The 13,618-nt window shown below is 37.9% G+C and carries 8 protein-coding genes; 2 read left to right on the top strand and 6 right to left on the bottom strand.

What is annotated here, in order from left to right; all coding sequences use genetic code 11:
- Positions 1-34: 34 nt before the first annotated feature.
- The 4 genes from ACFPQ3_RS02375 to ACFPQ3_RS02390 form a co-directional block, all read right to left on the bottom strand.
- A complete protein-coding gene (locus ACFPQ3_RS02375) occupies positions 35-4,750 on the bottom strand; it encodes a S8 family serine peptidase (protein ID WP_156806982.1) in 4,716 nt (1,571 codons plus the stop codon).
- 485 nt (positions 4,751-5,235) lie between these two features.
- Complete coding sequence (gene trmFO / locus ACFPQ3_RS02380; protein WP_156806981.1) at positions 5,236-6,576, bottom strand: methylenetetrahydrofolate--tRNA-(uracil(54)-C(5))-methyltransferase (FADH(2)-oxidizing) TrmFO; 1,341 nt, start codon at positions 6,574-6,576, stop codon at positions 5,236-5,238.
- A 155-nt stretch (positions 6,577-6,731) separates the two neighbouring features.
- Positions 6,732-7,244, bottom strand: a complete 513-nt coding sequence (locus tag ACFPQ3_RS02385; RefSeq protein ID WP_156806980.1) for a GNAT family N-acetyltransferase — start codon at positions 7,242-7,244, stop codon at positions 6,732-6,734.
- Between the two features lie 229 nt (positions 7,245-7,473).
- Positions 7,474-7,884: a peptide deformylase gene (locus ACFPQ3_RS02390; protein WP_156806979.1), complete on the bottom strand. Its 411-nt coding sequence runs from the start codon at positions 7,882-7,884 to the stop codon at positions 7,474-7,476.
- A 100-nt stretch (positions 7,885-7,984) separates the two neighbouring features.
- Between ACFPQ3_RS02390 and pgfS the strand changes: the two genes are divergently transcribed.
- Together pgfS and pgfM1 are read left to right on the top strand one after the other, a co-directional pair.
- On the top strand, positions 7,985-8,944 hold the full coding sequence (gene pgfS / locus ACFPQ3_RS02395; protein WP_156806978.1) for a glycosyltransferase PgfS: 960 nt from the start codon (positions 7,985-7,987) through the stop codon (positions 8,942-8,944).
- A complete protein-coding gene (gene pgfM1 / locus ACFPQ3_RS02400; protein ID WP_156806977.1) occupies positions 8,944-11,838 on the top strand; it encodes a glycosyltransferase PgfM1 in 2,895 nt (964 codons plus the stop codon). The genes pgfS and pgfM1 overlap by 1 nt, the downstream gene beginning before the upstream one ends.
- A gap of 53 nt (positions 11,839-11,891) precedes the next feature.
- Here pgfM1 and ACFPQ3_RS02405 read toward each other — a convergent pair whose 3' ends face one another.
- Positions 11,892-12,626, bottom strand: a complete 735-nt coding sequence (locus tag ACFPQ3_RS02405) for an amino acid ABC transporter ATP-binding protein (RefSeq protein WP_156806975.1) — start codon at positions 12,624-12,626, stop codon at positions 11,892-11,894.
- Position 12,627: 1 nt separating this feature from the next.
- Positions 12,628-13,308, bottom strand: a complete 681-nt coding sequence (locus ACFPQ3_RS02410) for an amino acid ABC transporter permease (RefSeq protein WP_156806973.1) — start codon at positions 13,306-13,308, stop codon at positions 12,628-12,630.
- Positions 13,309-13,618: the final 310 nt, after the last annotated feature.

Here is a 13,618-nt window from a genome sequence, read left to right on the forward strand (position 1 = left end):
TTGCATTAACGTTAAAAAACATTAATACCCTAATCTATTCTTTCTCTTTCTTAGTCAAGTAAACAAACCCTAACATTAGGTTTAAGCTTGCAAAGAGAAGGTAGATGTTTGAATCATTTTCACCAGTAGCAGGGAGTAATTTCTCTGCCACTGCTACGACAATTGGTTTTTGAGAGGTATCCTTTCGTGTCACAGTCACTGAAATAACTTCTGGTACAACAGGTTCTTCACTTTCTATTACTAGAGAGGTCGGTGGTGCTAATGGTTTAACATCTGAAATATCTGCTGTTACTGTACCTAAAGCTACAACAGTCATCGGTGCTGTTTCTACACCATCAAGGGATACTTCAGAAGCTATTAATGCTTCAAGAGCTGCATTAACTTCTGCTTGTGTCGCACTCTCATCTGTCAATATAAGCTCTGCTGTTGCTAAAGCTTTGTCATAATCTGCTTTAACCTTATCACTTGCATTTTGATATTTCGCTGATGTTTTTTGTAAGATAGTAGCTTTTGAAATACGATTTCTAAGCGCAACTTTATCAGTCTCTTTGCCATTCAATTCATTTTTCGCTGACACTAGAGTTGCTAGAGCTTCGTCTACTTCTTTTTGACTAGCTTGTGGATTAGCCAAGACTAATTGTGCTGCTCGAACTGCTGTATCGTAGGCAGATTGAGCTTCTACACTACCATTACTGTAGGCTACTGTTGCTTCCACTGCCGCTTGCTGACCTACTTCTGATTGAAGTGCTACAAAATTTGTTTCTTTACCATCAAGTGCTGCTCTAGCCTTCACAAGCTGCTCTTGAATCGCATCAATATCTGATTGAGGAAGTTTTCCTTCTAGAGCTTCTTGTGCCTTAGCCAGTGCTGCCTCATAAGATTGAACCGTTTCTAAACTTGCATTGTAGTAAACTGGCAATTTTGAAACATCACCTTGTGAGTTGACCGTTTCTTTTAACGGATTTTTATTAATCAGAGTTAACTTTTTAACAGTTCTCACATCATCCGTAACTGTTACTTTCAATTCTTCCAAGAACTCATAACCATCAGGAAGCGCAATCTCGATATCATACTCACCTGTCGTCACAAGACGTCCGTAGTCTGTAGGTGAATATTTAGCATTTGGCAATACTGTTCGTCCACCCGCTCCATTGACTAAGGTTACAGTTGTTCCATCTGGCAATGCTTTATCAATATCAATCAAAACTTGAGCTTTAGATAGGCTATTGACATAGAAATTCACATCAGCCAAGCTTTTCTCTTCTGAGATATTAACAGTAACTGTTGTTTCGCCTGCCAAGGTAGACCAATCTGTATCATAAAGGAACAACTCAAATATGTAAGTACCGAATGGTAAGATAAGTTTATTAGTATTATCGCCATAGCGAGCAATATCAACAACTGTTTTTCCATTAGCATCCTTGACTGAATATGAAAAGTTTACATAGGCATCAGAGTCAGTCTCCTTGTCAAGAATATTCACAGTGACAATACCATTATCATTCCCAACTTTAATTAAATCTTGAACTTTAGCCCAGCTCACATTTCCAGCGTAATCTTCAACTGTATAATAGAAATCTGCAATATCAGCTTGATCAAGTGGTAGCATAAAGGAACCATCTGCATTTTTAGCGACATAAACCTTATTGTCACCTATTGTAACTTTCCCATTTGTTGCAATATCAATCCAATTTTTCAATCCATGCTCATCTGTTTTAAGGTAGAATACTCTATCACGGAAAATACCCGACTCTCCGACTTCTACTGCCGCACGCGGCGTAAAAATCTTATTAGTTTCATCATATCTAGCAGTTGTAATAACAGGATTTTGACGGTCAATGATAACATCGAAACTCATTTTTTGAGGATTAGCACCTAATACCGCTGAGTTATACGTTAAAACGTAAACATAATGTCCATCCGGTAAATCTGCTCCTTCATTATCTGTACCATCCCATTCAGAAGAGTAAATAATACTTGATTTAGGGCGTTTAGGATTACCACTAAAGAAATTTTTACTACCAGATACGGCATCACTTGTCCATAATGGGGTTGATTGCTCTGTATCATCTGCCGAATAAACGCTAGCCACTAAATCATTATAATTACGAAGAAATACTCCCTTAAAGGCAAGTGATTCCTGATTGCCATCTTTATTTGGTGAAATAGCTAAGTGAGGTTTTCCATTTGTATCTAAAGCAAGAACAAATTTACCATTTTCATCTTTAAAAGTCCCTAAAGATTTGATCACCATGTCACTCGTTTCAGATGTAGCATAAATATGTTCTCTTTCTCCAGTAACAAGTGAAGTGTAATTTTCATCCGTTGGAACAACTTTGTCGCTGTCTGCAACGAAGTAAAAACCACCTTTTCCATCAGCAACTAAATCATAAATAGGTGTTTCTATGACATCAAGATTTTGGAACTCCCCTCTGAAACCAACATATGGAATACTGACCACTTCTCCATTATCAGCAACATCAAGGAAACGAACAAAACCTTCTAAATAATAACCATTTGGCATTTCTGTTAACAGTTTCTCACGATAAGCGGTAGCATCAATTGCAATAGTTACCGTTGTTGACGAATTCGCTTTAACCGTTACCGTCTCACCTACAATGGTTTCAAGTTCTCTAGGAAGTAAGGTGATATGTCCTTCTTCAACAGTATCTGTATTTAAGTTAGTGACATAGCGGAGCGTTTTATCCTCGTTAGTAATATTATGAAGTGTTACTTTGAAGTTAAACACATCTCCAACATTTCCTAATGAAATACTTCCATAGTTGTCACTTCCAGTCAAGTACAAGCCTGTAGAAATAGCTGCAGCAGTATCTAGAATCCCTGCTCCTTGTTGACGTGGTGAGGTGTAAGCATTTGTTTTTTCATTCAAATGTGCTTTAGCCGTACTCATCATAAGGTGTTTGATAAGGGCTTCAATTTCAGACGGTGTTTTATCTGGATAAGCTTTGAGCAAATATTGTTTGACAAGAGTTACTGCACCAGCCACATGAGGCGCCGCCATACTGGTACCACTCATCATGTCATAATCTCCATCATTAACAGAAGAATAAATAGAACCTCCTGGAGCTGATAAGTCCGGTTTTAAATCACCATCAGCTGACACCCCCCAACTTGTAAAATCTGACATCAATTGAGCCTGTGGATTGGCTAATTTATCTTTAGTATCGTTAAATTGGATTTTATACTGATTAGTACGAAGAGCTTCACCAAATTCAAACGGAATAAATATTGATGGGATGCCTTTTCCTTCTGCCTCTAAAGACATGTTTAGGTTATTTTCACCAGCTGTATGATTAAATACAACAACACCAATCGCTCCATGTGCTTGAGCGTTAGCAATTTTTTCTGTAAACGTAATGGAACCACGTTTGATAAGAGCCAATTTTCCATTCAAATCTACATTGGCAAATTCACCTGCTAACTCTTCTTTTGTTCCCAATCCAACATAAGCATACTCATAGGCTTTGCCTTTTTCAAAATCAACAGCTCCAAGATCAGGTTTTGTATAAGAGGATAGCCCATGGTTTAACTTCTCATCATTTTCAAGGCCAATGATAGTGACTACCTTACTCATAAGAGTAGTGTTATTATAAGAAGCTACTGATATTGCATTTTTAGCTGTCGAAGGATTACCAACTAAACCATAATCTGGATTGGTTGCCAATGGGTTGGCATGTCCTGAACCAAACGCTCCTTCATTCCCACCTGCAATAACAACTGAAATCCCTGCTTTTCGAGCACGTTCGATGGCTGCTATAACGCTTTCTTCAGTATCAACCACAGATCCATTCGGTGCTCCAAGACTAAGATTAATACTATCTGCACCTAGAGCTACTGCATCATCAATAGCTTTCACATAGAGAGCAGGTCCCGTCTTTGATTGTAAATCAGAAAATACACGCATAAACATAACTTGTGCTTCAGGAGCGACACCATAAATGAATTCGCCATTATCTTTTTGCTTTGGATTACCCGCTGCAATACCTGTCACATGCATTCCATGTGAATCCTTATCTTTTTCTTTCAAAACAGTATTAACATCAACATAGTTATAACCAAAGATAACCTTATCATTATACCATTGACCATAATCAATACCTGCTGCTTTTTTGGCTGCTTCTAATTGCTCTTTTGTTTGGTATTTAGCCTTAGTTGGATCAGTAATTTGGAGTACATCATGATTGACATCAAGCCCTGAGTCAATGATAGCAACAACCATCCCTTCACCTTTATAGCCTGTATCCCAGACTTTTGGCACTGTAATAATGGTATTACTGTCATTATTTTGTGGCGTCTCCTCACCAATTTTAAGCACACTTTCTGAAACCGCTTTTGCATCCAATTCTGATGCATCTATCTCCTTTGGCGCTTCTGGTTGAGTTGAAACTGGTTTAGACACACTTTCTGTCCCTGGGTTTACCACCGAATAATCAGTCGGTTCTGTTGCACTAGCCTCTGCCTCATCAATTCCAGAAACTTTTGAAACATCACCAACAGTTTCCTCCGTAATGCTATCTGTCACAGCATCATTATTAGACACTTCTGTCATTCGAATTGAAAGATCTTCAGATACCTCAGCAACAACTGCTGGTACACTGGTTGTTTCAGCAGATGCTCCTTGCATATCTGCGGCTACATTAGCACCAGAAAACAAAAAAACTGCACCTAAAAGAACAGATACCGCACCAATTTTATATTTCCGTAGTGAAAAACGTTGTCTTTTTTCCATAAATCTACTACCCCTAAATGATTTTTATTGACAAATCTGTCATACTCATTATTAAAACAAATATTTTTCAAAAAATCAATATTTTTCTGTAAATTCACAAAAGTTTATTTATTGTATATTTTTAGCGATTAAAGAATAAAACAAGAGTCTTCATCTCATTTTTTGCCATTTTTATGCTATCTAAAATTGAATAGTAAACGTAAAAGAGTTTTAAAAGAACCTTTTCTTTATTCAAATTTTAAATAATCACAGTAACCTTATACTACTTTTCGTAACGGAAAAATAATTGTTCAAAAATAGCTAAATTAACAAAAATATGCGTCTAAAATCATTTTTAGAGTTTGAAATATTACCATTATTGTTCTTATTTTGTATTGACACTCTCTATTTATTTCTATCTTATTTAGAAATTACCCTGTTAACTTTAATAAAAAATATTAGGTAACAAAAAAACGAGCTGACTTATCAACTCGAGTTTTCTTATCTTATAATGCAGCCAGATAACTTTCCAAATCTGTCAAAGCCCTATCAGCAATAGCTTCATAGCGTTCTTTTTTATCACGAATACGCGGCCCTTCAAGTTCTTTGATGATACCAAAGTTAACGTTCATCGGTTGGAAATGTTTGCTCTCTGTGTGCGTCACATAATATGGCAAACTTCCGATAGCAGTTGTGCGTGGGAAAACGACTTCTTCTTCACCTTTGAACAAACGCGCAGCATTGATTCCAGCGACTAAACCAGAAGCCGCTGATTCCACATAACCTTCAACACCTGTCATTTGGCCCGCAAAGAAAAGATTCGGATTGGTACGTGATTGGAAGGTTTGTGTCAAAAGATTGGGCGAATCCATATAAGAATTGCGGTGCATAACACCGTAACGAACAAATTCAGCATTTTCAAGACCTGGAATCATTTTGAAAACACGTTTTTGCTCTCCCCACTTCAGATGTGTTTGGAAGCCAACGATATTATAGAGACTACCAGCCGCATTATCTTGACGAAGCTGAACGACTGCGTACGGCGTTTTAAAGTCACCGTCACGAGGGCCTTCATAATCTTCTGGGTATTCCAAGCCAACTGGTTTCATTGGACCGTAAAGCATGGTTTTAATCCCACGTTTAGCCATCACTTCAATCGGCATACAACCTTCAAAGTATTTTTCTTTTTCAAAGGAATTAAGCGGAGCTTCTTCTGCATTAACCAAAGCCTCATGAAAGGCCATAAATTCTTCCTTGGTCATCGGACAGTTAAGGTAAGCTGCTTCGCCTTTATCATAACGTGATTTAAGATAGACCTTTGTCATGTCAATGGTTGACTTGTCAATAATCGGAGCTGCGGCATCGTAAAAATAGAAACCGTCACCACCATTTAGGGCATGAATTTTCTCAGCGAGCGCATCTGATGTCAAAGGCCCTGTCGCAATAACGGTGATAGCATCATCAGGAATTTCTGTGATTTCACCACGGATGATTTCGATAAGTGGATGATTTTCAATCTCTGCAGTAACTGCTTCGGCATAGCCTTCACGGTCAACTGCCATCGCCCCACCAGCCGGAACACGGTGTTCTTCACCATTACGCATGATGATTGAATCTAAGCGACGCATTTCTTCTTTTAGAAGCCCTACCGCATTGGTTAAACTATCCCCACGGAAAGAGTTTGAGCAGACCAATTCTGCAAAGTTTGTTGTTTTATGTTGTGGCGTTGGTTTGACCCCACGCATTTCATAAAGTTTGACAGGAATGCCACGCTTGGCAATTTGGTAAGCTGCTTCTGAGCCAGCAAGACCTGCTCCAATAACGTTAATATATGTTGCTTGAGACAATCACTAATACCTCAATCTTTCTAATTTGATACTGATTTATTATAACAGAAAAATCCCAATCTTACGATTCGGACACTTCATTAGATAGGGTTCTCGTCAAATTTTTGATGATTTTTCACAATAGCATAAGTCCCATGCCTCAACATAGTAATACGCTACAAATTCGTTATCTCAAATACTTCTGTATGAATCCATTTGTTATTAATTTGCAAATCATTTTCTATAATTTTACTAAATATAAACCCATTCTTCTCAAGCACTCTCTTAGAGGCAATATTATCTATTGCTGTTCCAGCAATAATTTTATTTAAACCATAACTATTGAATGCTCTATCTAAAACAATTTTAACTGCTTCACTTGCATAACCTAAATTAGTATAATGTTCTCCAATTCTATATCCAAGTTCAGCTGTTTTTTTATCATTACCATCAACAATTAAATTGATTCTTCCAACAATAACACCTTGAAAATCTCTTATAAGGTGCATATAAACTTCGTGATTATCTTGTTCCACCAACCATTCATTTGTCATTTCTTTAAAACTCAATAAATCAAAATAATTAATCGCTCTAGGAAGCAAATTCTGCTCAAAATACTTTTGATTCTCTTTTTCAAAAAAATAGATATCAATACTATTTTCTTTGGACATCAATTCTAAACTTATCATCTTAAATCATCTCTCATATTTAGCTAAATTCTAATTTATTTCACTCAATATTAGTATTATTGTATCATTTTTTCTATATCGACTTTCTGGTGGTACTTGACAATTGCCTATAAAATTAAAAGACACATCAACTTATTATCCTGTGTCTTTAACTCTTCTTCCCCTGTTTCTTCATGGAAACTACTTTTTCTATATACTCATTTACCCCATGTTCCTCTATTACAAGCTGTTAAATCACAACACCTTCTAAATGGTCTAATTCGTGCTGTACAATTTGGGCTGGGAAGTCTCTCAACGTCAGCGTTTTCGCCATCCATTTTTCATCGCGGTAGCTAATGGTAATTTCTTTGTAACGCGTTGTCAGTCGACTTCCAGTTAAGGATAAACAAGACTCTTCTGTTTCGTAAGCGCCAGCTTTTTCCAAAAGCACAGGATTAAACATCACCAAGTCCACAAAGCCCATACTGATAATAATGGCACGCTTTTTAACGCCAATCATGTTCGCTGCCATGCCCACACAAGACTCACGGTGAAAAGCCAGCGTGTCACGTAAATCTTGTCCTAAAGGCAAATCATCCTTTGTTGCTTCTAAAGATGGCTGCGCAAGAAAAAAAGTATCTGTAATAATCGGTTTTATCATGATAAACTCCCCTCTCTTCATTATACCACATGTTTATTTCAGTGATTAACTATTAAATTATGATAAAATAATAATGATACCTATGAAAGGATATAATGCTTTGAAATTAACTGTACTGATTACCTTTCTAAATGAAGAAAAAATGATTGAAAAGACTCATTCTGAAGTCAAAAAAGTTCTAGATAGTATGATACCACATCAAATCACAGACTATGAACTTCTCTACATTGATGATGGTTCGACAGATGCGACGCTTTTATCGATGGAAAAAATAGCACAGCAGGATACACATGTTCGCTATGTCAGCTTTAGTCGTAATTTTGGCCGTGAGGGTGGTATTTTAGCTGGATTTCGCTATGCAACAGGTGATGCCGTACTTGTCATGGATGGAGATCTCCAACACCCACCAAGTCTTATTCCTGACTTTGTCAATTCCTATAAAGAAGGTTACGACATTGTCAGTGGTCAACGTGATCGTTCAGGTGAGGCCTTTGCCTCAACCTTTTTTGCACGCGCCTTTTATAGCCTCTCCAACCATCTCATGGATGTCAAACTAAAGGATGGAAAATCTGAGTTTCGCTTACTCAGCCGTAAAGCAGTTGATGTCTTTACCTCACTCCCTGAATATAATCGCTTTAATAAGGGACTTTACGAATGGATTGGATTCAAAGAAAAAGTCATTCCTTACCCAAATCATGTTCGAGAAGCTGGCAAAAGTAAATTTGGCTTTAGAAAATCGCTCAATTATGCCATGCAAGGTATCATCTCCTTTAATGATAAGCCCTTGCGCTTCTGTGTCCAACTCGGTGCTGCTTCCACCAGCCTTGCCCTTATCTACCTTTTTTGGGAATTAGCTAAACAACTATTGCACCCTGAATCTAGTGTAAGTGGTTATTTTACCACCATTGCAGCTATTATTCTCTTTGGTGGTGTACAGCTCATTTCCATTGGAATTTTGGGGGAATACATTGGTAAAATTTATTATGAAGTCAAGCGCCGTCCTCATTATATCGTTAACAAATCAAATATTGACAAAGCAAATCAGGAGGGACAAGGTTAATGGAAAATACATGGTTTACAAGATACAAAAAAAGACTGACTTACCTAGCAAGTTTCAGTCTTCCCATCCTTATCATGCTCCTTGTTTGGGCAGTCAACGGTGCCTTTCCCTTTGGCAATAAAAGCCTGATGGCTGTTGATTTTGGTCAGCAATACATCGGATTTTATGCCTATCTTAAAGAAACAGTTCTCACAGGTGACTGGTCTGCCTTTCTCTATTCTTTTGAAAAATCCATTGGCGGTGAAATGATTGGGGTTTTAGGTTATTACCTGATGAGTCCCTTTAACATCTTTTACATTTTACTCCCACTCAGCCAATTCAAATGGGCAGTCGTTATTACCATTGCCTTACGCTATGGCTTTATGGGACTAACCTTTAGCCACCTGCTTATCAAACGTTATCAAGCTCTTCAGGGGCAAACCTGGTTGGTTCCTCTCATGGCAGCTTCTTATGCTCTCTCTGGTATGCTAGTCTCCTATCAGATGAATCCCATCTTTTATGATGCCATGATTATGCTTCCACTGGTTATTCTATATTTGGAAGAAACTTTAGATGGTGGCAAGCCCTTTAAATATGCAATAACCCTTGCTTTTACAATGCTTCTACAATTTTATATGGGCTACATGATTTGCCTTTTTGTGGCACTTTATGCTATTGCTTATATGTTACCAAAATGGGCAGAGCAGGGTACTATCAAAGAAAAAGCAAAGCAGTTTTTCTTCCCTCTCTTTAAAGTCGTCGGCTACTCTATACTTGCAGCGACGTCAACCTTTGTCACCCTTTATCCGATTATTCTAAATCTTTTACGCAGTAAAGGCGCTTACAACGCTCCTATGCTCTTTGAATGGAAGCTACAAATCCCCCCACTTGATATTCTAGCCAAACTAACTATCGGCGCCTTTGACAATGAGTCTTGGCCAGCTGGACCTAATTTGCCAAATATTTATGTTGGGGCTCTAGCACTCCTCGGATCCATCTATTTCTTCCGTTATGCTCAGGTGCATTGGACAAGGAAAATTGGTTTTACCGTTATTATTGGTATTTTCCTCATTTCGTTTGTTCATGAATTTACCAGTAAAATTTGGCACATGGGACAAAATCCTGCGGGATTTTTCTATCGTTTTTCATGGATTTTCTCATTTTTCATAGTCTTGATTGCTTATCAAACTTTGAAAAATAGTCATAAAGTCAAATGGTATGATACCTTGATTGGTGCGGGACTAGCCAGCGCTAGCCTCTATTATGTTGCTACACACGATTTCTCCTTTCTTGAGGATAAGCAACTACCTGCTCTGACCGACTGGGTTGGAAAAAATACACTTGCGGTACTAGCACTCTTTAGCTTACTCTTTCTCCTTATTTCTTGTGCTTATTGGTTCAATAGCAGAGCACACTTCTGGCAAAAATCTCTGCACATCTTATTTGGTGCTGGATTTACAGTAGGCAGTTTCTTTCTTATTAAACAAGGTTATTTACTGACACAAGTCACCTTAACTGGTTTAACCTGGTTGTCAGCTCTGCTATTTTACACCTATAAACCCAAAAGTATCGGCCGCTTCGTCTTAGCTAGTATCACTATTTTTGAGCTTGGACTAAACGCCTATATTTCTCAATCAAGAATTGGCTATACCGATGCTTATAAGTTCAGCGATTTAGCTGTTAAATTGGATACTTTGGGAAATACTGTTGACGAACTGTCAGATCACCCCTTCTATCGCATTGGGACAGACTTTTTCTACTCAAAAAACGATCCAGTTCTTGGTTCCTACAACAGTCTCAGCAATTTTTCTTCCAGCCTTGAACGCTCTACCATCAATTTGATGGCCTCTATGGGCGATATGGGAGGAAATGCCTCAACTTTCTATACAAATGGGACAATTCTGACTGACACCCTCTTCGGTGTTCGCTACCATGTCGCAAGAAAACCTTACACCAACGAAGATGTTCAACAACATCCCAAAACGCATTTCTTTAGTAAAACATCTGCCCGTAAAGATATTACCAGCTACTACAACCTCATCAAGGAAGACGATACTTTCCTGTACTATGAAAACCCGAATGTGATCAGCCTAGCTTACGGGACAAATGATGTGACACATAATATCAAATTTGGAACTAACAATCCTGTCTCAAATCAAAATATTATCCTCAAATCAATGTCAGGGCAAGATTATGAGTTCTTTGTTCATGCCGCTTTTAATGACATAAAACTAGATAATCTCGAACTTGATAATAGTAATGGACAAAAGATTTATCGACATTTGGATAAAACCAAACCAGGGAAAATCTCATTTACCTTTGTGCCACAGACAAATTGGACCTACTACTTCCAAGCACCTTATTCTCTTCGTAAATCAATGGGCAAAATGAATATCATGCTCAATGGACAATGGTACAACTACACCCAGATGTTTGATCAAGTTCAACTCTGGCAAATTGCCCACCAAGAAGCCGGTAAACAAATCACTTTTGAGATTTCAACGTCATCTGAAGATGAAATTAATCTAACCAATTATTCCTTGGTTAGAGCAGATACCGAGGCTATTCAACAAGTGATGACAAATCGTCTAGCACAGAGTATGACTGTTGATAAAATGACCAATACTCAAATTGATGGATCAGTCAACATTACAGACGATAGTACATTGATGATGACCAGCATTCCGTACAATCCTGGCTGGACAGTCACTATTGATGGCAAAGAAGTCAAGACAACCGAAGCTTGGGGGAGCCTCCTCTCCTTCCCAATCACACAAGGAAAGCACCAGATTAAACTAACTTTTAAAGCCCAAGGTTTAGTTACTGGACTCGCTATCTCTCTAGGCTCTATGTTGATGCTACTTTTCCTTTATCTTTTTGATAAACTAAAGAAAAAATCAAAAGATTTAAGCTAAAAAACACCCCTTCGCACTCACAGAAAAATGCGAGGGGTTTTTATTATCAAAAATTACAATACCTTGCTCAAAAAATCTTTTGTACGAGCTTCTCGCGGATTCCCAAAAACAGCTTCTGGACTTCCTTGTTCTACAATAACACCACCGTCCATGAAAATGACACGATCTGCAACCTCACGAGCAAATCCCATTTCATGAGTGACGATAACCATAGTCATTCCTGATTTCGCTAGGTCCTGCATAACTGCTAATACTTCACCAACCATTTCAGGATCAAGTGCTGAGGTTGGTTCATCAAAAAGAAGAACATCTGGGTCCATTGCCAAACCACGTGCAATAGCAATACGTTGTTGCTGACCACCAGAAAGACTGGCCGGCATAGCATTTGCTTTATCTCTGAGTCCAACCTTATCAAGTAAATCATAAGCCTTTTGTTCAGCTTCTGCTTTACTTATTTTCTTCGTTTTAATTGGTGATAAGGTGATATTCTCAAGAACGGTCATATTTGGAAAAAGGTTAAATTGCTGGAAAACCATCCCCATTTTTTCACGCATTTTGAAAATATCATTTTTCTTATCTGTAATGTCAACACCTTCAAAAGTCACCGTCCCTTTGGTTGGTACTTCAAGTAAATTCATGGTGCGCAAGAAGGTCGATTTCCCAGAACCAGAAGGTCCAATAATAACAACAACTTCTCCTTGATTAATCTCTAAGTCAATACCTTTTAAGACTTCATTTTTACCAAAATACTTGTGTAAATCTTTAATGGAAATAATACTTTCAGTCATCTTAGTTTCCTCCGTTCAAACGATTTTCATATTTTTTCAAAATAGCTGATAAAACTGTTGTTAAAATCAAATAATAAAAGGCTGCAAAGAGTTTTGGCTCAAGCGGTAAATAGGTTGCTGTTTCAACAGACTGCGCTCCATTCCAAAGCTCCATAACCCCAATGGTCTGCAAGAGTGAACTATCTTTGATAATCGTAATAAATTCATTTCCTAGCGCTGGTAAAATATTTTTCAAAGCCTGAGGCATTATCACATAACGATAGGCATTTAACGGTCTAATGCCCAGCGAGTAAGCGGCTTCGAGCTGACCTTTTGAAACAGACTCAATTCCTGCCCTGATGGATTCAGAAATATAAGCTCCGCTATTGAGCGAAATAACGATAATACCTGGAACCAAACGCGATAAATCCATATCTAAGACACCAAAAGGAATAATTGGCATATTACCAAAATGCATCCAGGCAAAGGCTAGGGAGATTTGCACCACCATCGGTGTCCCTCGGAAAATCCAAACATAAAAGGAGACAATCCAGTCTAAAATCTTGATGTTACTACGCTTGGCAAGAGCAATCAAAACACCAATAATTGATCCTAAGAAGACCACACAAGCTGAAATAATTACCGTTACAATAGCTCCATAGTTGAAATAAGACCAATACTTAGCCAAAAATGAAAAATCCATAAAAATACCAAACCCAGTTATCAATCCTAACCTTTTAATCACCACTTATACGGTTACTTTTGATACTGGATTTCATCCTTTCTTTTATTCTAAAGATCTTCTGTTTAAATAAACTTTTTATAGTTTATCAAAAAATGAATATTAATGCAATCAAATTCACGTTATTTTCATAAATATTTCTATCTATCCCCTTTGTGCTAGTTATTTTCTTTTTTAGCACTTATCCTTATGTGGTGCGGGGCGCTTCAAAGGTCTGGGAGACCTTTGAAGGTGGGACATGAAGCTGGCGAAGTCGGCATCAAAACCTCCT

Origin of the sequence: Streptococcus caledonicus (assembly GCF_042656225.1) — a bacterium.
GTDB lineage: Bacteria > Bacillota > Bacilli > Lactobacillales > Streptococcaceae > Streptococcus > Streptococcus caledonicus.